Annotated in this window: 16 protein-coding genes; 12 read left to right on the top strand and 4 right to left on the bottom strand. The window is 74.4% G+C overall.

All coding sequences use genetic code 11. From position 1 onward, the window contains the following. The first annotated feature begins 2 nt into the window (after window positions 1-2). Window positions 3-1,238 (top strand): amidohydrolase, encoded by a 1,236-nt coding sequence (locus tag ACIPPS_RS09145; protein ID WP_401428712.1) that lies wholly within the window; start codon window positions 3-5, stop codon window positions 1,236-1,238. After that, on the top strand, window positions 1,235-1,510 hold the full coding sequence (locus tag ACIPPS_RS09140) for a hypothetical protein (protein ID WP_401428709.1): 276 nt from the start codon (window positions 1,235-1,237) through the stop codon (window positions 1,508-1,510). Before ACIPPS_RS09145 ends, ACIPPS_RS09140 begins: the two co-directional genes overlap by 4 nt. 234 nt (window positions 1,511-1,744) lie before the next feature. Here ACIPPS_RS09140 and ACIPPS_RS09135 read toward each other — a convergent pair whose 3' ends face one another. Then, window positions 1,745-2,746 (bottom strand): LuxR C-terminal-related transcriptional regulator, encoded by a 1,002-nt coding sequence (locus ACIPPS_RS09135; RefSeq protein ID WP_401428707.1) that lies wholly within the window; start codon window positions 2,744-2,746, stop codon window positions 1,745-1,747. Between the two features lie 530 nt (window positions 2,747-3,276). Between ACIPPS_RS09135 and ACIPPS_RS09130 the strand changes: the two genes are divergently transcribed. From ACIPPS_RS09130 to ACIPPS_RS09120, 3 genes are all read left to right on the top strand, one after another. Further along, complete coding sequence (locus ACIPPS_RS09130; RefSeq protein WP_401428705.1) at window positions 3,277-4,143, top strand: alpha/beta hydrolase family protein; 867 nt, start codon at window positions 3,277-3,279, stop codon at window positions 4,141-4,143. 142 nt (window positions 4,144-4,285) lie between these two features. Then, entirely contained in the window at window positions 4,286-7,402 is a 3,117-nt protein-coding gene (locus ACIPPS_RS09125; protein WP_401428703.1) for a LuxR C-terminal-related transcriptional regulator, read from the top strand. Between the two features lie 342 nt (window positions 7,403-7,744). Continuing rightward, a complete protein-coding gene (locus ACIPPS_RS09120) occupies window positions 7,745-8,317 on the top strand; it encodes an antibiotic biosynthesis monooxygenase (protein WP_401428701.1) in 573 nt (190 codons plus the stop codon). 32 nt (window positions 8,318-8,349) lie between these two features. On the opposite strand, the gene ACIPPS_RS09115 is transcribed toward ACIPPS_RS09120, so the two are convergent. Beyond that, window positions 8,350-9,273 carry a ketopantoate reductase family protein gene (locus ACIPPS_RS09115; protein WP_401428699.1) on the bottom strand — a complete coding sequence of 308 codons (924 nt, stop codon included), beginning with the start codon at window positions 9,271-9,273 and terminating at the stop codon, window positions 8,350-8,352. Between the two features lie 208 nt (window positions 9,274-9,481). On the opposite strand from ACIPPS_RS09115, the gene ACIPPS_RS09110 reads away from it, so the two are divergent. The 4 genes from ACIPPS_RS09110 (at window position 9,482) to ACIPPS_RS09095 (ending at window position 14,575) form a co-directional block, all read left to right on the top strand. Continuing rightward, window positions 9,482-10,885, top strand: a complete 1,404-nt coding sequence (locus tag ACIPPS_RS09110; protein ID WP_401428697.1) for an ROK family protein — start codon at window positions 9,482-9,484, stop codon at window positions 10,883-10,885. 559 nt (window positions 10,886-11,444) lie between these two features. Then, the gene (locus tag ACIPPS_RS09105) at window positions 11,445-12,938 is read left to right on the top strand and encodes an ABC transporter permease (RefSeq protein WP_401428694.1); all 1,494 of its coding nucleotides are present in this window, start codon (window positions 11,445-11,447) and stop codon (window positions 12,936-12,938) included. A gap of 57 nt (window positions 12,939-12,995) precedes the next feature. Then, a complete protein-coding gene (locus tag ACIPPS_RS09100; protein ID WP_401428692.1) occupies window positions 12,996-13,694 on the top strand; it encodes an ABC transporter ATP-binding protein in 699 nt (232 codons plus the stop codon). 152 nt (window positions 13,695-13,846) lie between these two features. Further along, on the top strand, window positions 13,847-14,575 hold the full coding sequence (locus ACIPPS_RS09095) for a CDP-alcohol phosphatidyltransferase family protein (protein WP_401428690.1): 729 nt from the start codon (window positions 13,847-13,849) through the stop codon (window positions 14,573-14,575). Here ACIPPS_RS09095 and ACIPPS_RS09090 read toward each other — a convergent pair. Continuing rightward, window positions 14,556-15,059 (bottom strand): adenylyltransferase/cytidyltransferase family protein, encoded by a 504-nt coding sequence (locus tag ACIPPS_RS09090; protein ID WP_401428688.1) that lies wholly within the window; start codon window positions 15,057-15,059, stop codon window positions 14,556-14,558. The two genes, ACIPPS_RS09095 and ACIPPS_RS09090, sit on opposite strands and share 20 nt — an antisense overlap. Window positions 15,060-15,254: 195 nt before the next feature. Here ACIPPS_RS09090 and ACIPPS_RS09085 point away from each other — a divergent pair, with 195 nt between their 5' ends. The 3 genes from ACIPPS_RS09085 to ACIPPS_RS09075 are packed head-to-tail and all read left to right on the top strand — an operon-like array spanning window position 15,255 to window position 19,494. Next, entirely contained in the window at window positions 15,255-16,460 is a 1,206-nt protein-coding gene (locus ACIPPS_RS09085; protein ID WP_401429547.1) for a glycosyltransferase family 4 protein, read from the top strand. Then, on the top strand, window positions 16,457-18,193 hold the full coding sequence (locus ACIPPS_RS09080; RefSeq protein WP_401428686.1) for a lipopolysaccharide biosynthesis protein: 1,737 nt from the start codon (window positions 16,457-16,459) through the stop codon (window positions 18,191-18,193). The genes ACIPPS_RS09085 and ACIPPS_RS09080 overlap by 4 nt, the downstream gene beginning before the upstream one ends. Next, on the top strand, window positions 18,190-19,494 hold the full coding sequence (locus ACIPPS_RS09075; protein WP_401428683.1) for a hypothetical protein: 1,305 nt from the start codon (window positions 18,190-18,192) through the stop codon (window positions 19,492-19,494). Before ACIPPS_RS09080 ends, ACIPPS_RS09075 begins: the two co-directional genes overlap by 4 nt. On the opposite strand, the gene ACIPPS_RS09070 is transcribed toward ACIPPS_RS09075, so the two are convergent. Next, entirely contained in the window at window positions 19,467-20,972 is a 1,506-nt protein-coding gene (locus tag ACIPPS_RS09070) for a hypothetical protein (RefSeq protein ID WP_401428681.1), read from the bottom strand. The two genes, ACIPPS_RS09075 and ACIPPS_RS09070, sit on opposite strands and share 28 nt — an antisense overlap. Window positions 20,973-21,068: the final 96 nt, after the last annotated feature.

Below are 21,068 nucleotides of genomic sequence, written 5' to 3'. Positions count from 1 at the left end.
ACATGGACACCAGCCCCGTCACCGAGGTGCCCGCGGAGGAGCTTCGGCCCGCCCTCGAGCTCTACCTCGACCTGCACACCCACCCCGAGCTCTCCGGCCACGAGGCACGCACCGCCGACCGCTTCGCCGCCTGGCTCGAGCTGCACGGCTGCACCGTCACCCGCGGCGTGGGCCGGGGTCACGGCGTCGTCGGTGTGCTGCGCAACGGCCCCGGGCCGACCGTGATGCTCCGCGCCGAACTCGACGCCCTGCCGGTCACCGAACGCACCGGCCTGCGGTACGCCAGCACCGTCCCCGGGGTGATGCACGCCTGCGGCCACGACCTGCACCTGGCCGCCGCCGCCGGGGCACTCGCCCGCCTCGCCCGCTCCCGCTCCGCCTGGCGGGGCACCGTCCTGGTCGTCGGCCAGCCCGCGGAGGAGACCCTCCAGGGCGCGCGGGCGATGGTCGCCGACGGGCTGTACGAGCGGTTCGGCACCCCGGAGCTCGTCCTCGCCCAGCACGCGGCCCCGCTGCCCGCCGGGACGGTCGCGCACGCGGACGGGCCGGGGCCGCTGATGCCCGCGAGCACCGCTCTGGAGGTCGTCGTCCACGGACGCGGCGGCCACGGCGGCGCCCCGCACCTGTCCGTCGACCCCGTGCTCGCGGCCGCCGCCACCGTCGTACGGCTCCAGTCGGTCGTCGCCCGCGAGACCGCGCCCGCCGAGCCGGTCGTCCTCACCGTCGGCTCCCTGCGGGCCGGGGACCGGGCCAACGTCATTCCCGACCGCGCCGAACTGGCCATCTCCACACGGGCGTTCCGGGCCGAGACGCTCGACCGGGTCGACGCGGCGGTCGAGCGGATCGTCCGCGCCGAATGCGCTGCCTCCGGCTGCCCGAGCGAGCCGGAGTTCACCGTCACCGCCCGCTCGCCCGTCCTCGTGCCGGACGCGACGGCGACCGTAGCCCTGCGCCGGGTCCACGAGGCGGCGCTCGGCGCGCGCCGGGTGACCCGCACGCCCCCGCTCACCGCCACCGAGGACTACGCGGCCTTCGGCACGGACGGCGTCCCCCTCGCGTACTGGCTGCTCGGCACCGTCGGGGCGGGCCTCTGGCGCCGTGCGCGGGAGTCGGGCGAGCCGGTGCCGCCGAACCACGCGCCGGAGTTCGCCCCCGACGTACGGACCGCCCTGCCGACCGGCATCACGGCCCTGACCGCCGCCGCCCTGCACGTCCTCACGGCTGGAGAGGAGACATGATCGTGACCGACCACGCGATCCGGTACGTCGACGTCGTGGCCGTACGCCACGACGGCACCGCCCCGGCCGGCCCGACGACGGTGATCCGCCTCCTCTGCCTGCTGCCGGGGCACTGGTCCTGCGCCCCGGAGGTGTCGGCCGACCGCATCAGGCTGCGGATCGCCCTGGACGAGGACGTCGTCCGCACGGCCGTGCACGGCACGGTGGCCGCCGTCCTGGCGGACGCGGCCCTGCACGGCTGGTCGGTGGCGGGGGGAGGGGCTGCGGCCTGAGGGGTCCGCTCGGGGTCGGGAGGGTTGAGGGTTCGCTCGGGGCCGGGGAGGGTGATGGTCCGCGCGGGCCGGGGGGTTTGAGGGTCCGCGCGGGCCGGGAGGATTGACGGTCCACCCCGGGCCGGAGTCCCGGGGGTCCCGCTCCGGCCCGGAGGGTCGCGGGGACCCCGGCTCTGGGCCGGAGGGCCGCGAGGACCCCGCTCCTCCCGGCCGGGAGGCCGGGAGCGGGCGCGTTCAGATCCAGCCGCGCTCGCGCGCGAGCAGCGCGGCCTGGGCACGGCTGTTGGCGCCCAGGGTCTGGAGCAGTTCGGCCACGTAGCGCCGATAGGTGCGGACCGAGACCTCCAACTCGCGTGCTCCCGCCTCGTCCTTGGCGCCGGTGCACATGAACGCCAGCACCTGTCTCTCCCGCTCGGTCAGCTCCTGGCCGCCCGGTCCGGAGCCGTCGGGACGCGCGGCGGAGGTGAGGTCGTCGGCGCCCTCCCAGATCTTCTCGAAGAGCGCGATGATGTTGGTGACCAGGCCGCTCTGGTGGGCGAGCAGCGCGCCGCGAGCGGTGTTGCGGGGATCGAGCGGCACGAGCGCGGTGCTGCGGTCGTACACGATCATCCGCTCGGCGGTGTCGCCGGTGACCCGTATCTCGGCGCCGTGGGCGGCCAGTTCGCGGAGGTAGTCGGCCGTCGGCCGGTCCTCCAGCGCGGCGCGTACGACGACGTTGCGGATCCGTACCCCGCGCCGCAGACACCGGAGGTCCAGCGGCCGGGAGCGGGCGATGTTCTCGGGGGAGAGCCGGGGGGACGTCTCGACGGCCAGGATCTCGTCGCGGGCGAAGAAGGCGAGATCGTCGATCCGGTTGCGGATGTTCGCGAGGCCGTCCAGCTGCTCGATGCCGACGGAGGTCTCCGTACGGGCCGAAGTCTCCGCGCGTAACCCGTCGATGACGTGCCGGGATCGGGTGACGCGCTGCAACTCCCGGTGCAGTTCGGTGAGTCGGTGATCGGTCAGCCGGGCGAGCGCCGCCTCGGGCTCGGCCGGGGAGACCCGGCCGTCGGCCCGCTCCGGGTGCAGCAGCCCGAGGGCCCGCAGCCGCGCGAGGCAGGCACGGGTCTCCCCAGGGTCGGTGTGCAGCAACAGATGGACGTCGTCCGCGGGGGTGCCCGGATTGCGGAGGAAGTGGCGGTACAGCTCTTCCTCCAGAGCCGACACTCCGAACACGGCCATCTCGTTCTCGGCCACGTGCGCATCGCCCCCTGTCCCTCATCCACGGTGGCGGAGTGCGGATCTCGCGGGCCACCGGTGTGGTCGTGGGAACACTAGATGATCGCACCGCGAACCGTGACCGGCTCGGACCGGAGCGTGTACGAAGCGTCGGTGAATTGTGGGTGGTTCCCCCGGGATGGGCCACTGTGCGCGGCACCGACGAGTCTTCGAGCCGCGGGGAGAACGGGACGATCCGGGAGCGGTAGGCGGGGCGGCTGGCGTCGAACCGGCGTGTCCCGGTTCTGGAGACCGGTGCGTCTGCCTCTGCGCCACGGCCCCGCCTTGCGGCCGACCCTGGACCAGCCGCCGGTGGCGGAACATCGTCGCCCGCCGTGGGCGCCACCCGATCGGGCCCGGATCCGGAGGCCGGTCGTTTCGCCGATGCCTCGATCCGTCGCCGGCCGGACAGTTGCCGGGCCGGTCGATACCGAGGCGGCGGCCGACCCCCCGGCCGACGTCGCGCATCGACACCCTGACGCAACACGACACGAGAGGACGACTCCGTCGTGAAACGACACCTCGCCGCAGCGGCAGCCCTGGCTTCCCTGGCCTTCCTGGCCGGGCCCGCCCCCACCGCGGGCGCCGCGGACAATCCCTACCAGCGCGGACCGGCCCCCAGCGTGGCCTCCATCGAGGCCGCGCGCGGTTCGTACGCCGTCTCCCAGACCAGTGTCTCCTCCCTCTCCGCCACCGGCTTCGGCGGCGGCACCATCTACTACCCGACGTCGACCAGCGACGGCACCTTCGGCGCGGTGGTGATCTCGCCCGGCTTCACCGCGTACGAGTCCTCCATCGCCTGGCTGGGCCCGCGTCTGGCCTCGCAGGGCTTCGTCGTCTTCACCATCGACACCCTCACCACCCTGGACCAGCCGGACAGCCGGGGCCGTCAACTCCTCGCGGCGCTGGACCACTTGACGCAGCGCAGCTCGGTCCGTACCCGCGTCGACGCCTCCCGCCTCGGTGTCATGGGCCACTCGATGGGCGGTGGCGGCACCCTGGAGGCCGCCAAGACCAGGCCCTCGCTGAAGGCGGCGATCCCGCTCACCGGCTGGAACACGGACAAGTCCTGGCCCGAGATCAGCACACCGACGCTGGTCGTGGGGGCGGACGGAGACACCGTCGCGCCGGTCGCCACGCACTCGGAGCCGTTCTACACGAGTCTGCCGGCGTCCCTGGACAAGGCGTATCTGGAGCTCAACGGCGCGACCCACTTCACGCCGAACACCTCCGACACGACGATCGCGAAGTACAGCATCTCCTGGCTCAAGCGGTTCATCGACAACGACACCCGCTACGACCAGTTCCTGTGCCCGCTGCCCAGGCCGAGCCTGACGATCGAGGAGTACCGGGGCACCTGCCCGCTCGGCTCCTGACGGAGGGCCGTCGCCCCGCCCTGGGCCGGAACGGCGGGCGGGGCGACGGTTGTCCGCGTGCACAGCGCGCGGCCCGCAGGTGTGGGCGCAGGCCCAACACGAGGCCCTTTCCAGGGACCTTACCGGCCAGTACCGTGACGGCGTGAGGGGAGCGACGACGTCCGCAGCCGCGCAGCGGCTGTACGACCGTACGTCCGAACTCGCCGCGGTGGCGGCGCTTTCGGCGCGAGCCGCCGACGGTACGGGCGGGGTCCTGCTGGTTGCCGGGGGCCCCGGGATGGGCCGTACGGCACTGCTCGACCGGGCGGTACGGGACAGCGCGTCGCGCGCCCACCGCGTGGCCGCGCCGACCGGCAACCGGGTCCCCTGGAGCGGGGTGCGGGCCCTGCTGTCCGCCCTCGCATCGACGCCCTCGGCCGCGCGCCGCGCCCTGCGGGTGGCACGAGGCCCCGAAGGCCTGGCAGGAGCGCTGACCGGCCTGCGCGCGGGCGAGCCCCTGCTGCTCTGCCTGGACGACCACCATCTCTGGGACGCCCACTCGCGGGCCGCCCTCGACGCGGTGTGGCGCGCGGGCCCGGCCCCGTGGGCGTGGGTCGTCTCGTCGGCGGGCCACCACCGGCCTCCCGAGGTGCCCGGAGCGCGGCTGTTGCGCCTGGCGCGATTGAGCCGCGAGAGCGCGAGCGCCCTGCTCGACGACCTGTGCCCCCAGCCCCTGGCCGCCTCGGCACGCACCCGGCTGCTCGACGCGGCTCGGGGGCACCCCGGGGTCCTGGCCGCCATGACCGCGCGGCTCTCCACGGCGCGGGCGAGTACCGGGAGCGACCTGCCGGCCTCCGTCACCGCCGACGAGGTGCTCACCGAGGTGTACCGGGGCCTGCTGGACTCCCTCCCCGCCGCCTGCGGACGGGTGTTGACGCTCACGGCGATCGCGGGTGAGGCGAGCCGGCGGGAGGCGGAGCCCGAGGATGTGCGCCTGGCCGTGGTGGGTCACGACGACGTGCGCCCGGTCGCGGTGGGTCACGACGAGGTGGGGCGGGCCGCGGTGGGGTGTGACGATGCGCGCCCGGCCGCGGTGGGTCACGACGAGGTGGGGCGGGCCGCGGTGGGTTGCGACGATGGGCGCCCGGTCGCGGCGCGGTCCGACGAGGTGGGGCGGGCCGCGGTGGGTTGCGACGATGGGCGCCCGGTCGCGGCGCGGTCCGACGAGGTGCGCCCGGCCGCGGTCGGCCACGATGACGTGCGCCCGGTCGACCCCCGAGCCGTCCTGGCCGCCGCGCGCGCCGTGCGGGCGTCGACGGAAGCGCTCCACCGGTTGATTGCCGACGGGCTGGTCCGGGAGACCCGCGAGGGGCTGCGGTTCGCCGACCCGCTGCTGCGCCGCGCCGTCCTGGGCGCCGTACAGCCGGCCCGGCGCGAGGAACTGCGCGCCCTCTTCGTCCCTCCCGCCGAGGTCGCCTCGGTCGCCCCGCCGCGTACGGCCGCCGCGCCCACCGATGCCGCGTTGGCCCGCGGGGCCGGTCACCGCGCTCACCGGCTCCGGGCCACCGAGGAGGTCCGGGCGCTGTCCCGCGTGGTGCGCGGGCGGGCGGAGTTCGCGCGTGGGCTCGCCGGGCTGGCCGACGGCCCGGTCGGCGACGCCCATCACGTACTGCTCCTGGCCGCCTCGTTGCTGCGGGACGGGGCTCCCGAGGAGGCGGCCGACGCACGCTTCCTCGCCATGGAGGCGGCCTGGGCCGCCGGGGACCCCGACGCCTGCGCGGCCGCGCTCGGCGGTACGGCAGGCGGGGTCGACCTTGCCGCCGTGGCGGCGGCGACGGCGGTGACGGCGGTGACGGACGTGGCCGACCCGGCCGACGCTGCCGACACGACCGACCCGGCCGACCCGGCCGGTGAAGCCGGCCCCGGCCCCGCTGACGAAGCCGACGCGGCCGAAAGGGACTTCCGCGACGGGATGTGCGCGGCGCTGGCCCTTCGGCTGCACGAGGCCCGCGGCCCGCTCGCCCGTGTCGTGGCCCGCGACGGCGCGGCCGACGAACCGCGCCATCTCCTGCGCGCGGGAGCCGCGGCCCTGGTGCTCGGAGACGCCCAGGCCGCCGTACGCGTACACGCCCGCGCACTGGCCAAGGTGCGGGCCGAGGGCCGTACCGCCCTGCTTCCGAAGGTGCTCGAACATCTGTCGTACGCCGAACTGAGGGCCGGGCGGCACGACCGCGCCGCCGCCCATGCCAGGGAGGGGCTGCGCACGGCGGAGTCCATGGGCCAGCGCAACGTGGCGGCCCACCAGCACGCCGTCCTCGCGCTGGCGGCCTCGGTCGCGGGGGACGCTCGCGCCGTCGCCGAGCATGCCGGCCGAGCGCTCGTGACCGCCCGGCCGCACGGACTCGTCCAGGCGACGACTCTCGCCGAGTGGTCCCTGGCCCGGGCCGAACTGGGCAGCGGGCTCGCCGCCCAGGCCGCCGCTCGCCTCGCCCCGCTCGTCGGTCCGGGGCCGCGCAGCGGCCATTTCGCGCTCCGGATGCTGGCCGTGCCCTGCTTCGTCGAGGCCGCCTGCGCGGCGGGCCGAGCGGCCGACGCCAGGGCGGCGACGGAGGAGTTCGCCGTCTGGGCCGGCCTCGGGCTCGACCCCCAGGCGCCCGCCCAACTGGCGCGCTGCCGTGCCCTGTTGGCGGGATCGGATGATTCGGCACGCTGGTACGGAGAGGCCGTACGGCACCACGAGGAGACCGGCAACGACTTCGAACGTGCGCGGACCCTCCTCGCGTACGGCAAATGGCTGCGCCGCCGTCGGCGCCCGGTGGAGGCCCGGGGGCCCCTCAGCGACGCACTCGTCACCTTCGAGCGGGCGGCGGCAGGGATCTGGGCCGATCAGGCCCGGGCGGAGCTCCGCGCGACCGGCGGCGCCGCGAGCCGCCCGGGCTGGGCGGGCCGGTCGGGCCGGTCGGACCTGTCGGGCGCCGCGGGGGCCGAAAGCGGCGCCGGGGCCTCGGGCGACGCCGGGGCCGTGGCGGAGCTGACGCCGCAACAGCAGCGCATCGCGCGCCTGGTGGCGGCGGGGGCGACGAACCGCGAGATCGCCGACCGCCTGTCGCTGAGCCCCCGCACGGTGGACCATCACCTACGGAACGTCTTCGTACGGCTCGGCGTCCGCTCCCGCGTCGAACTCTCAGGCCTCTTCACCCACGAGACCGGCGGCACCCGCGACGCGCGCGCCGGGCGGGGAGGCCGGTTCGGGTATCGCCCTCGCCTCGGAGGAGATTGACGCCCCGGGCTTCGTCACCGATCCGCCTCCCTTAGTCCTTGAGGAAGTGATTCCATCCGGTGTCGACGCTGCACATGTGCACGCCCTGGGCGGCGAGTTCGGGCCCGCTGGTACGGGTGAGCATGTTGAGCGCCGCAGGAGCCGGGGTGAAACCGGGAGTGGCCCCGGCGCCGCCGGGGAGGGATCGTCGACGGGCAGGGCGCGCAGTTTCCCGGCCGTACGGTGGAAGGCGACCACCTCGTTGCTGCCGGGCGCCCCGTCACCACCGGCGCCGTGTCACCCGAACGGGTGGCGGGACCGCGTACAGTGGGGGCGGGCGCGGTGTGATCACGAGGAGTACGAGTGACCGCGGTGAGTCTTGAGCACACCACCGTCCCCGCCGACACCGGCGAGGTGACCCTGCTGATAGCCCGCCGGGTGGAGCCCGGCCACGAAGCCGCCTTCGAACGGTGGGCGCGAGGCATCCTCGAGAGCGCGGCCGCGTTCCCCGGCCACCTCGGCTACGGGCTCTTCCGCTCGTCCGGAGGCGACGCCCCCTGGTTCCTGGTCCACCGGTTCCGGGACGCGGAAGCCTGCCGCATCTGGCAGGAGTCGCCGGAACGAGCGGCCTGGTTCGCCGACTGCCGGGGCCACCACCACACCGAGATCGCCCGGCGGAAGCTGACCGGCATGGAGACCTGGTTCGCCAAGCCGGGCTCGACACGGCCCGCGCCGCCCCGGTGGAAGATGGCGATCAGCGCGACGCTCGCCATCTACCCGATCTCGCTCCTCGGCAGCTACTTCCTGGTGCCCCACCTGACCGCGCTGCCGCTGGTGCTGAGCAGCGCGGTCATCGCCGGCGTCTTCAACGTCCTGATGACGTACGTGGCCATGCCTGCCGTGAGCCGCCTCCTGAGAGGCTGGCTCGCCCGTTAGCACCGCGGCGTGTCCGCAGCGGGCGCGGACGATCAGCCGGCCGTCACCCGTGCCTGGTGGACGCGGAGGTGGAGGGTGGCCAGGTCGAGGAGTGGAGTGGGCACCGCCAGGGCACGCGCGCGTGCCACCAGATCGCCGAAGAGGTGCTCGACCTCCGTCGGCCGTCCGCCCACCAGGTCCCGGTAGAGCGAGGGCACCATGGGCGAACCGGTCGCCGTCACGATGCCCAGCGTCGCCGCCCGCTCCTGCTCCGGTACGGGATGCCCGGCCGCGGCCGCCACGGCCGCCGCCTCGTCGAAAACCGCCGGGCCCAGCTGCGCGCCGCCCGGCACGGCGTTGACCTCGCCGACCGTGCCGCGCATCAGGCTCGTCACCGCGCCGAAGGTCGTGATGAAGACCCACTTGTGCCACATGGACGTCAGCACGTCCTCCGGCACCAGGACGTCGATGCCCGCATCGGCCAGCACGGACCGGATCTTCTCCACGCGCGCGGTGGGGGCCCCGTCCTGCTCGCCGACCGTCAGATGGGCGAGCGGCGCCAGGCGGACGATGTCCCCGTTCTCGTCGAGGGTGGTGACCACCTTGGCGACGCCGCCGAGGACCCGCGCCGCGCCGAAGCGGGCGTTCAGTGCCTCGACGTGGGCGAGACCGTTGAGCAGCGGCACGATCGCCGTCTCCGGACCGACGGCGGGGGCGACGTCCGCCATCGCCTGCTCCAGAGCGGTGGACTTCACCGAGAGCAGGACCAGGTCGTACGGAGTGGCCAGCGTGTCGGCCGTGACCAGGCGCGGCGCGCAGGACCACGCCTCGCCCCGGCCGACGAGACGCAGACCGCGCTCGCGCAGCACGGTGGCGCGGCCCGGCCGGACCAGGAACGTGACGTCCTGCCCGGCACGGGCCAGCAGGGCGCCGACATAGCCTCCGGTGGCTCCGGCGCCGACGACCAGGATCTTCATGAGTGCGGACCTCTCGGGGAGCGTTGTCGTCGTCGGCACGGGGGAAGCCCTGGCCGCCGTAACAGCGGGGGAGGGCTCGCGGCCGACGGTAGCGCAGACCGTTCGGTGAGTGAACTGTTCCTCGGGAAGGGGATGGCAGGCGACGGCAGGGGACGGAGGGGCGATGGGGTGAGGGAGAAGGTGCGGGTGGGGATTAGGCTCGGCGACGATGAAGACGACCCCACAGAGCCGGGAGCCCAAGGCCGACAAGGCGAGCGTGCGGCGGCACAACCTCAGCCTCGTCCTGCGGACCGTCCACGACGCGGGGGAGACGACCCGCGCGGCCGTCGCGGCGCGCGTCGGACTCACCCGCGCCGCCGTCTCGTCCCTGGTCGAACAGCTCATGGAGCAGGGCTTCCTGGTCGAGTCGGGCAAGACCTTCAGCGGGCAGGCGGGACGGCCGGGAACGGTCCTGAAGCCGGCCGACACCGGTCCGGCCGGGCTCGGTGTCGAGATCAACGTCGACTACGTCTCCGTGTGCGTCGTCGACCTGGCGGGTGCCGACCGCGTCCGGATGACCGAGTCCCTCGACAACCGCGCGGCCGAACCCGCCGAGGTCCTCGCGCGCGCCGCCGGGCTCGCGTCGCGGGCGCTGCGCGACGCGTCCGAGCGGGACCTGCGCCCGGCCGGGGTACGGCTCGCCCTGCCGGGCCTCGTCTCGTACGGAACCGTCCACCAGGCCCCGAACCTCGGCTGGAACCGAGTGGCGGCCGACCGACTGTTCGACGAGGCCCTCACCGCGCTGCGGTCCGGGGCGACGGGCGTGGCGGGTGGGGCTGGTGAGCCGGGCGAGGCGGGTAAGGCGGGCGAGCCGGTCCTGCGGGACGCGGCGAGCGAGGCGGGTAAAGCGGGTGAGCCGGTCCTGCGGGACGCGGCGGGCGAGGCGGGCGCGGCGGGCCGAACCCGTGCGGGGGATCGGCTCGGCGCGGCCGGCGTGGCAGGCCGGACGGGGCCGCCGCTCCCCGTCACCTCGGACAACGAGGCGAACGCGGCGGCACTGGCGGAGCTGTGGTTCGGCGCCCTCGCCGACGTACGGAGCTTCCTGTACCTCACCGGCGAGATCGGTGTGGGCGGCGCGATCGTCGTCAACGGCGAACTGCTGCGCGGCGCCCACGGCTTCGCCGGCGAGATCGGCCACCTGCCCGTGGCCGCCGACGGCCCGCTGTGCCGCTGCGGCTCGCGCGGGTGCCTGGAGCAGTACGCGGGCCAGGCGGCGCTGCTGCGTGCGGCGGGCGCCACGGGGGTGGAGGAGCTGGCACGCGCCGCCGACGCGGGGGAGCCCCGGGCGGTGGCCGCCGTGGAGGAGGCGGGCCGGATGCTCGGCCTCGCGCTCGCCGGTGCGGTGAACCTGCTCGATCCCGAGGCCGTCGTCCTGGGCGGGATCTACCCCCGCCTGATGGCCCGTCTCGGCCCGGCCGTCGACGCCGAACTCACCCGCCGCGTGGTCTCCGGCCTCTGGCCCCCTTCGGCGGGCCGCCTCCGCGCAGCCTCACCCGCCACTCCGGCCTCCCGCGGCGCGGCCGCGTACGTCATCCGCGAGGTCCTGAAGGACCCCCTGGCCTACGCACCCTGATCCGGACCCCGACCCCGACCCCGACCCCGACCCCGCACGCCCACGCCTGGCCGCTCACCCGGCCCGACCCCCGCCCGCCCACGCCCGTCCCGGCCCGCGCCCGCGCGCGGCCGCCCAACCGGCCCAGCCCCGAACCGCCCCGACCCCGGCCCTGCCCGCACGCCCACGCCTGGCTGCCCTCCCGGCTCGACCAGCGCCCGCCCACACTCGTCCCGGGCCCCGCGCCCACCGGCCCAGCCCCGAACCGCCCTCGACCTGCCTCACCCCGAACCGCCCTCGACCTGCCTCACCCCGAACCGCCCTCGACCTGCCTCACCCCGAACCGCCCTCGACCTGCCTCACCCCGAACCGCCCCCCGAACCCGCCCCGCCTCGGCCCGCGCCCGCCCGGCCGCCCGCCCGCGCCCCCCCCGCCCGCCGTCCCGCGCCCGCCCCACCTCCCCCCAGTTACCCCCGCCGTCCCCACCCCGTCCCCCCCCGCCCCCCGCCCCCCTCCACTCTCATCCCACTCTCACGCAGGCCTTATCCAGCCATCACGGCCCGCCCCTAGCTTCGCGCACATGTTCTTCACCTACCTCCGGCGCGAGCTGCGCCGTCGCAGAAAGGCGGCGCTCGTCGTCGCCTCCGGGCTCGCGCTCGGGATCGCGTTGGTCATCGTCGTCAACTCCGTGGCCTCCGGTATGAAGCAGGCCCAGACCCAGGTCCTGGAATCTCTCTACGGTCTGGGCACCGATCTGACCGTCACCAAGGCCCGCGAGGAGCCCAAGGCCGGTGAGCCGGCGCAGCGGCCGCGGTTCCAGTTCGACGCCAACGAGGACGGCGAGGAGCAGAGCAGCGACCGGCTGATGGTCCAGGGCTTCCAGACCCTGCCCGCCTCCACCGTCGCCACCGTCGCCAAGCAGAGTGGTGTCGCCCACGCCGTCGGCGGCCTCAGCCTCACCAACCTCAAGATCGACGGCGAGTTCAAGCGCGGCGAGTTCAAGCAGACGCAGCCGGCCCAGCCCGGCGGCCCGGGCGGCGGCACCGAGGGAGGTGCAGGCGGCGGCGCCGGCACCGGCGGCGGCGGGCGCGTCGAGGGCGGGGGCGCCGCCTTCGACGTCAACTCCTTCAGCCTCTACGGCACCGACGTCACCGCCCCCGACCTCGGCCCCCTCACCACCTCCACGATCTCCAAGGGCCGTACGTTCCGGACCACCGAGACCGACGCCAAGGCCGTCGTCGTCGACAGCGCGTACGCCAAGCAGGAAGGCCTCGACGTCGGCGGCACCCTCACCGTGAAGGCGGTGACATTCGCGGTCATCGGCATCGCCACCGCCGACAGCGGCCAGGCCGCCGCCCAGGTCTACCTGCCGCTCACGCAGGCGCAGACCCTGTCCGACTCCAAGGACAAGATCACCACCGTCTACGTCCAGGCGGCCGACTCGACGCGGATCGAGGCCGTCAAGACCGCCATCCAGAAGAGCGTCGCCGGCACCACGGTCACCACCTCCGCCGACCTCGCCGAGACCGTCTCCGGCTCCCTCGACACCGCCGCCGACCTCGCCACCGACGTGGGCAAGTGGCTCTCGTACGCCGTCCTGGTCGCCGCCGTCCTCGTCGCCGGACTGCTCACCTCCTCCGCCGTCAGCCGCCGCGTCCGCGAGTTCGGCACGCTCAAGGCGCTCGGCTGGAAGAGCGGCCGGGTCACCCGGCAGGTCATGGGCGAGGCGCTCGTCAACGGCCTCATCGGGGGCGCCCTCGGCATCGCCGTCGGCCTCGCGGGCGCGTACCTGGTGACCGCCGTCAGTCCCACCCTCACCGCCGAACTCGGCGGCGGCGCGGCGAGCGGCGGCGGCCCCGGCGGGGGCCGGATGTTCGGCGGCCCCGGCGCCACCGCGGTCCGCGACGCCGCGGCGGGCAACACCCTGGACATCGCCCTCACCGCGCCGGTGAGCGTCACCACCGTGGGCCTCGCCGTCCTCCTCGCCCTCGGCGGCGGGCTCGTCGCGGGCGGCTTCGGCGCCTGGCGCGCCTCGCGCCTGCGCCCGGCGGACGCGCTGCGCCGCGTCGAGTAGCCGAGCAGCCGCCCCGCCGGTTAGCCGAACCCCCTCAGATATCGCAGGAGTTGCACCATGTACGAACTCACCGGCGTCACCAAGCAGTACCGCAGGGGCCATGAGCGGGTCGACGCGCTCGACGGCATCGACCTCACCATCAGGGAGGGCGACCGCCTGGTGATCCAGGGACCCACCGGCGGCGGCAAGTCCACGCTGCTGCAGATGCTGGGCGGTCTTGACCGGCCCACCTCGGGCAGCGTCGTCCTGGACGGCGTCGATCTGGCCAAACTGCCGGAGAGCAGGCTGACGGCCGTCCGCAGCCAGAACATCGGCTTCGTCTTCCAGTCCTTCAACCTCATCCCCACGCTCACCGCCCAGGAGAACGTGGAGACCGCGCTCGTCCCCATGGGCATCAAGGCGGCCGAGCGGCGCGGCCTCGCGGCTCAGGCGCTGGAGTCGGTCGGCCTCGGCGAGCGGCGGGCGCACCTGCCGTCCGAGCTCTCCGGCGGACAGCAGCAGCGCGTGGCGATCGCCCGCGCCCTGGTCAAGCGGCCCAAGGTCCTCCTCGCCGACGAGCCGACCGGCAACCTCGACGAGTCGATGCGCGACGAGATCGTGGACCTCCTCGAAGGGCTCTGGAAGGAACACGGCCTGACCTTCGTGATGGTCACCCACGACAGCGCCATCGCCCGCCGCGCCCCGCGCCTGGCGACGATCCGCAAGGGCCGGATCACCATCAAGGAGAACCGCCACGCGGACGCTGTGGACGCCTAGCGGGTCCAGAGGGTGGGAATCCGGCCGTCCCCGCCCGGACGACGGCCGGGCGACCCTGGTCACGGACACCCCCCGGCCCTGTCATGATGTGCGCCACCATCACGCACAGCTGTACGGCGAACGGCCGTGCGCAACATGACCCGGGGGGGTTCGTGGGAACGGGAACGATCGGCACCGCGCTGACCGAGCTGAGTTCGGCCCAGAAGTCCGCGAAGGGGGTCTCGCTCTACTCCCGGTTCGTCAACCGCCCGGTGGGGCGCTTCCTCGCGGCCGGCTCGTACGCGGCCGGGCTGACACCCAACCAGGTCACTCTGGTCAGCGCGGTGTTCAGCTTCGCGGCGGTCGCCGGAGCGACCCTCGGCACACCGTCGTGGACGCTCGGGCTGCTGGTCTGGCTCGGTCTGGCCGTCGGCTTCGCCTTCGACTCCGCCGACGGGCAGCTCGCCCGGTTGCGCGGGGGCGGCAGCCCGGCGGGGGAGTGGCTCGACCACGTCGTGGACTGCGCGAAGATCACCGCGCTGCACATCGCCGTACTGATCGCCTTCTACCGCCACCCCGGCCACTTCGGCACGGACGCCGACGGCTGGCTCCTGGTCCCCCTTGGCTTCCAACTCGCCGCCGTGCTCACCTTCTTCGGCGGCATCCTGACCGAGAAGCTCAAGCCCCGACCGGCGGCCGGTACCCCGGCCGCCCAGCCGTCGACGCTCCGCGCGGTGGCCCTCCTCCCGGTCGACCACGGCGTCTTCTGCCTGGTCTTCCTGCTCATCGGCGGCGGAACGGCGTTCCGCTGGACCTACACCGCGCTCGGCGCGGCGAGCGCGCTGTTCCTCGTGGCCTTCCTCGCCAAGTGGTTCCGCGAACTCAGCGCAGCCCCTCGCTGACGCCGGCGATCCCGCCCATGCCGGTCCCGGCGCCCGCGCCCGGCTCGGCCTCCTGCGTCAGGAGGTCGAGCGCGCGCCGGAGCTGGGTGCTGGAGGTGTGCATTGTGTACGGGAAGTAGACGATCTCCACCCCCACCCCCGCGAAGTCCCTCTCGAGCCGGTCCCCCTTGGGCGTGCCGCGCCAGTCGTCGCCCTTGAACAGCACGTCGAACCGGACCTGCTTCCAGGTCTCCAGCTTGTCCGGCACCGTCTCCACGAAGGCCGCGTCGACGTACTTCACGTTGCGCACGATCTCCAGGCGCTCGACCAGTGGGATCACCGGCCGACGGCCCTTGGCCAGCTCCGCCATCTCGTCCGAGACCACCCCCGCCACCAGGTAGTCGCACTGACTGCGTGCGTGGCGGAGGATGTTGAGGTGCCCGATGTGGAAGAGGTCGTAGGCCCCCGGTGCGTAGCCGACGCGGTACGGCCTTCCTGCGGTCATGTGCCAGTCCCCCCAGGTGCGTTCGCGCTCCCCAGCGCGAAGGAGCTCCGACGATAGCGTGCACGTTCCGTTGAGAGTGGGTGAACGACTAGGGTGAAGTCCGGTGCGCGTACGGGGGAGAGGGGCGGTCGCGTGGGCGGAGTGACGGTGGGGGAGAGCGGACCGGACGCACCGGCCGGGCGCAGGCGCCTGCTGATGGTGTCCACCAACTACGCCCCGGAGCACGCCGGAATAGGCCCCTACGCCACCCAGATAGCCGAGCACTGGGCGGCGAGCGGCCACGAGACCCACGTCCTCGCCGGCATGCCGCACTACCCCTCCTGGTCCCTCGACCCGGCCTACGCCAGGACCTGGCGGCGTACCGAGGAGCGCGCCGGGGTCGTCGTCCACCGCAGGCGCCACACCGTACCGCCCCGCCAAACAGCCCTGAAGCGCGCGGCGTTCGAGGCGAGCGTGCTCGCCCACGGTCTCCTCGCACCGCCCTCGATGGCGCGGCCGCACGCCGTCCTCGCCCAGATGCCCAGCCTCGCGGGCGGCATCATCGGCGCCCGCCTGGCGACCCGTTGGCGTGTTCCGTACGTTCCCGTCGTCCAGGACCTGATGGGCGCGGCCGCCGCCCAGAGCGGCATCCGGGGCGGCGACCGCGCCGCCGCGCTCGCCGCCCGCGCGGAGACGTACGCCCTGAGCCGCGCCACGCTCGTCGGCGTCATCCATGAGACCTTCGTCGACAAGGTCGCCGCCCTGGGCGTCGACCGAGGTCGCATCCGGCTCGTCCCCAACTGGTCCCATGTGCAGGGTCCTTCGGGCTCCCGCGCCGAGACCCGGCAGCGGCTCGGCTGGGCCGACGGCGAGACGGTGGTCCTGCACTCCGGCAACATGGGCCTCAAGCAGGGGCTCGACGTCCTGGTCGAAGCGGCCCGACGCGACCCGAAGACCAGGATCGTCCTCCTCGGTGACGGCAACCAGCGTTCTCACCTGGAGCAGTTGGGCGCCGGCATCCCCAACCTCGACTTCCTGGACCCCGTCGGCGACGACGAGTTCCCCGACACCCTCGCCGCGGCGGACGTCCTCGCCGTCACCCAGCGCGCCTCGGTCCTCGACATGAGCGTGCCGTCCAAACTGACCTCGTACTTCGCCGCCGGACGTCCCGTCGTCGCCGCCGTGGCCGCCGAGGGCGGCACCGCCCAGGAAGTCCTCCGCTCCGGCGCCGGAGTGCTCGTACCTCCGGAAGATCCCGACGCGCTGCTGGCCGAGATCCGTAGACTCGGCGGGGATCCGACGGCCGCCGAAGCGCTCGGCGCCCAGGGGCCCCGCCATGTCGCGGCCCATCTGACCCGAGCGGCCGGTCTCGCCCGGATCGACGCACTCATCGACGAGGCTCTGGGGGGTCCGGGCACGTGACACACTCGCACGTCACCGCGGTGGAGGACGACGAACCGGAGCTGCTGCGCGACCAGTTCCGCCAACTCCTTCGCTACCGCGCGATCATCGGCGCCGGCATCGGCCTCGGGCTGCTCGGCGGCGTCTGGTTCGGCATGTCGAACGCCGACACCTACGTGGCCACCAGCCAGGTCGTGCTGCGCGCCCCCGTCAACGACCCGTTCAACCCCAGTGTCTCGCAGGACAAGACCCTCAACATGGGGTCCGAACGGCAGACCGCCCTCAGCAGCAGCGTCGCCGAACAGGCCGCGAAGAAGCTCGGCTGGACCGGCACCATCGGCAAGCTCCAGAAGGACCTCCAGGTCACCAACCCGCCGCAGAGCCAGGTCCTCCAGTTCACCTACACCGCCGACACGCCCCAGGCCGCCGCCGACCGCGCCAACGCCGTCACCCAGTCCTACCTCCAGCTGCGGCAGAAGCAGTGGACCGACGTACGGGCCACCATGCTCGCCGGGCAGCAGCGGCAGCTCGACGAGGTGGCCAAGAAGCACGACCAGAAGACCAAGGAACTCGACCGGATGGCGGACGGGGCGGCCCGCGACGCCGAGTACGGCGTCAAGACCAACCTGCTCAACCGCATCAACGAACTCGACGCCCGGATCAGCCAGCTCAAGTCCCTCGACATGTCCGCGGGCACCGTCATCCGCGTCGCCACCGCCCCGGGCTACTCCGACGGCCCCGGACTGCCGATGAGCCTCGGCCTCGGCGCCCTCGTCGGCGTGGCGCTCGGCCTGCTCGCCGCCTGGGTCCGGCTCGTCTTCGACCCCTCGCCGCGCTCCGCGGGCGACGTCGCCCGCGCGGTCCGCGCCCCCGTCCTCGGCACCCTGCCGCGCGGCGCCACCGACGTCCTCCTCGCCGACGACCACACCGACGCCAGGGCCGCCGAGGAGTACCGTTCCGTCGCCTTCCGGCTCGCCTACGACCAGCGCTTCGCCGACCGCCGACGCCTCCTCGTCGTCGCACCGCGCGGCTCCAACCAGGCCGCCGTCGCCGTCGCCTCCCACCTCGCCGCCTCCTTCGCCGAGACCGGCAAGGACGTCCTGCTCATCGAGGCCGACCTGCGCGACCCCACGCTCAAGGGCCGGCTGCGCGCCCACGCCGCCATCGCGCCGCGCTGGACCAGCCCGGCGGAGAGCATGGACAACGAGGAGAGCGGCTGGCCCGGCATGCGCCAACTCATCGTCGACGCGGGCGAGTCCGGCTCCTTCGGCCTGGTACCGGGCGAGCGGGTCCGGAACGTGGCCCGCGCCCTCACCGGCCCCCGGGTCACCCGGCGCATCGCCGAGGCCGACTCGCCGAACTCCACCGTCGTCGTCCTCGCCCCGCCCGTCCTCAACTACGCGGACGCCCTCGCGCTCGTCGACCGTGTCGACGGCGTCCTCGTCGTCTGCGACCCGCGCGCCGTCCACCGTACGGACCTCCAGCGCATCCGGGAGCTGATCGCGGGCGCGGGCGGTACCGTCCTCGGTGCCGTCGTCCACACCGCGGGCCGCCGTCGCCGCGCCGGCAAGGACCAGGGCGGCCGTCGTGGATCCGGCACGGCCGGACGGTACGCGCCCCCGCCCGGGTCCGACGAGTTCGCCGCCGAGCCCGAACAGATCGTCCTCGGCGACGGTACCGACACCGTCGCCCTGCGCTCGCTCCGCGCGGAGGACCTGCGCGGCGACCGGGACATCCGCGCGGGCGACCGTTGAGACGTGCCGTCACCGTCGCCGCCTCGGTCCTGGACCAGGCGGCGGCGAGCCTCACCAACATCGCCGTCCTGGTGATCGCGGCGCGCGCCTCCAGCGCGGACGGCTTCGCCGCCTTCTCCATGGTGTACATCGTCTTCACCGTGCTCCTCGGCCTGGGCGCGGCCTTCGTCGGCCAGAGCGTCGTCCTGGAGAAGGGCGAGGAGCACGAGGTCGGCGCGGCGGTCCGGTCCGCCGTCGCCTTCACCGCCGTCGCCTCCACGGCCGTCGGGGTCCTCCTCGTGGCGACCGGCGCGGTCATCGACGGCCTCGCCGGAGCCGCCGGCCCCGGGAGCCCCACGGAACCCTCCGGCCCCACCGGGCTCGGCGGAACCACCGGCCTCGCGGTGCTCGCCCTCGGCGCGGTCCTCCCGATCGTTCTCGTCCAGGACGGCCTGCGCTACGGCTTCTCCGCGCTGCGCCTGCCCCAGCGGGCCCTCGCCGCCGATCTGCTCCGGCTCGCCTGTGTCGTACCGGCGCTGCTGCTCCAGCCGTACGGCACCTCACCGGCCCGCCTCGTCCTCGTCTGGGGGCTCTCCGCGCTGCCCGCCGTCCTGCTCGGCCTCGCCCTGCTGTACCCGTCGGTGAGGAACCGGCGCGGCACACCCCGCGGGTATCTGCGCCGGGGCCACCTCGGCCGCCGGTTCGCCGTCGAGTTCGCCGTCGGCAGCGGCTCCAGCCAGCTGGCCGTGCTCGGCCTCGGGCTCTTCGCGAGTCCGCTCGTCGTCGGTGCGCTGCGCGGCGCGACCACCCTCTTCGGCCCGCTGAACACGCTCTTCACCTCGGTCAACGCCTTCGGCCCCCCGCTGCTCGGCCGGACCGGCTCCCGCCGCGCGACGGTACGGGCCGCCGCCGGCCTGGCCGCCGTCCTCGCTCTCGCCGCGCTCGGCTGGGCCGCCGTCCTGTACGCGCTGCCCGACCGGGTCGGCCGCCAACTCCTCGGCGCCACCTGGGAGTCCACCGTCGCGCTGCTCCCCGCCACCGGTACTCAGTACGCGGTGATGGCGGCGGGCACCTGCGCCCTGGTGACCCTGCGCGTCCTCAGCCCCCGCGCCACCCTCTCCGTCCAGGTGGTCTTCTCGCTGCTCTCGGTCGCCCTGATGCTCGTCGGGCACGCCCTCTGGGGCGCCGCCGGCGCCGCCTGGGGCCTGGCGGCCGGCTCGGCGCTGAAGGCCCTCGCGGCCTGGGCCCGGGTGGCGCGCACCCGGCCCGAGCCCACCGCGCCCCGGGAGGAGGATCAGCGCAGCGCCGCGCCCCTGTCCTGACGCCAGGTGGTGACCAGGGCGATGCAGATCAGCGCGATCGCCACCCGGCCCGAGGCCTGGAGCAGCGGGCCGCGCAGCAGGATGAAGGAGTACCCCGCCACCAGCGGGACCACCAGGGAGATCAGACTGCCCGGCGGCGCCCTGCGCGTGCCCCGGCGGGCGAACCGCCCGTCCACCCGGGCCGCCGCGTAGCCGAGACCCGCCATACCGGCGGCCATCCCCACGGCACCGAAGTCGATCCACAGCTCCGCCCAGACGGGGGAGGAGAGATTGGTGTTGACCGTCCCCATCCACTGTCCGACCATCACCCCCGTGTCCCGTGGCTTGCCCGCCCACACCGAACGCGGCACCGCGAAGAGGACGGAACCGGCCAGCTGACGCCCGTACCGGTGGCGGCTGCCGGAGTTCACCAGGGTGATGGTGTTGGCGAACATGCCCACCTGGTCGTAGTCCTTGAGCGCGAGCGGCTCCAGGACCGACGTCGTCTCCACCGGACGGTAGTTCTTCTCGTCGTACCGGAACCGGTCGGAGAACGGGAAGACGATCAGCGCCATCACCACCCCCAGACTGAGCGCCGAGCGGTACATCGCCGCGCTGACCGGGAAGACGGTGAACAGCAGCGAGAACATCACCGTCAGGAACCAGTACCGCGGGTTCGAGATCGGGTTGTTCACCACCAGGTTGAGCAGCACGAGCGCCCCGAAGACCGCGACGACCATCGGGCGGCGCCGGGCCCGCCGCGAGGTCACCAGCCAGCGGCAGTACACCAGCAGCGCGAAGAGCGCGGGCACGGTCCCGAAGCCGCGCAGGAACGCCTGCCCGGCCTGCGAGTCGGCCTGGGAGACCCCGGCCTCCTCGATCCCCGCGATGATCTCCTGACGGCTGGAGAAGAACACGGCGGGCCCGCCGAGCTTCACGACGAACAGACCACTGCACACGAACGCCAACAGGACCAGCAGATACAGCCGCCGCCGGTGCACCAGCGCGGGCCGCACCTCGCCCCGCCGGGACGTCCCGGCGCGCCCCCGGGCCAGTAAGGCGCCCACGTCGAACGCCGCGCAGCCGACCAGCACCAGGGCCACCGCCGTCGTCAGGTCCGAACGCGGACCCACCACCGGCGTCGGCACCCGGCCGAGCACCGCCTGGGCGAGCGGCGCCACCCCCATCGCCATGTAGACGAAGAGCCAGAACGACCCCTGGAGCAGCTTGCGCCGACCGGTGAGGATCATCGCCGAGAGCCGCGCCCCGGCGTACATGGTCAGGGCGATCTGGAGGTAGTACGCGGCGTCGTGCACGCCCGCGCCGGGCTGGATCGCGACCAGGAGCGGCAGGAAGACCGTGAAGCCGAGCACGAGCGGGATCGACAGGGCCCGCGACAGCAGCGTGCGCGGCGACACGGCGGGCGCCAGCAGCAGCGGCGCCGGTACGACGGGTTCCGGCCGCGCCGGGGTCCGCGTACCGCGCCCATCGGTCGTCATCGCGCCCCCTGAAGCCCCGGGAACCGCGGCTCCCCGGCCGTCGAAGTCCCCACCCCGGCCCCTCACTTCGCGCCAGTCTACCGACGCCCCCCTGTC

Origin of the sequence: Streptomyces sp. NPDC090127, from assembly GCF_044746945.1 — a bacterium.
Classification (GTDB): Bacteria; Actinomycetota; Actinomycetes; order Streptomycetales; family Streptomycetaceae; genus Streptomyces.
The sequence above is the reverse complement of the archived record's forward strand: the minus strand, read 5'-3'. Positions and strand labels throughout refer to the sequence as shown.

Excerpts from the sequence above, each read along its gene's own strand:
- ACIPPS_RS09145 (WP_401428712.1), top strand. The coding sequence starts at position 3 with ATGGACACCAGCCCCGTCACCGAGGTGCCCGCGGAGGAGCTTCGGCCC.
- ACIPPS_RS09140 (WP_401428709.1), top strand. The coding sequence starts at position 1,235 with ATGATCGTGACCGACCACGCGATCCGGTACGTCGACGTCGTGGCCGTA.
- ACIPPS_RS09115 (WP_401428699.1), bottom strand. The coding sequence starts at position 9,273 with ATGAAGATCCTGGTCGTCGGCGCCGGAGCCACCGGAGGCTATGTCGGC.
- ACIPPS_RS09110 (WP_401428697.1), top strand. The coding sequence starts at position 9,482 with ATGAAGACGACCCCACAGAGCCGGGAGCCCAAGGCCGACAAGGCGAGC.
- ACIPPS_RS09105 (WP_401428694.1), top strand. The coding sequence starts at position 11,445 with ATGTTCTTCACCTACCTCCGGCGCGAGCTGCGCCGTCGCAGAAAGGCG.
- ACIPPS_RS09100 (WP_401428692.1), top strand. The coding sequence starts at position 12,996 with ATGTACGAACTCACCGGCGTCACCAAGCAGTACCGCAGGGGCCATGAG.
- ACIPPS_RS09090 (WP_401428688.1), bottom strand. The coding sequence starts at position 15,059 with ATGACCGCAGGAAGGCCGTACCGCGTCGGCTACGCACCGGGGGCCTAC.
- ACIPPS_RS09085 (WP_401429547.1), top strand. The coding sequence starts at position 15,255 with ATGGTGTCCACCAACTACGCCCCGGAGCACGCCGGAATAGGCCCCTAC.
- ACIPPS_RS09070 (WP_401428681.1), bottom strand. The coding sequence starts at position 20,972 with ATGACGACCGATGGGCGCGGTACGCGGACCCCGGCGCGGCCGGAACCC.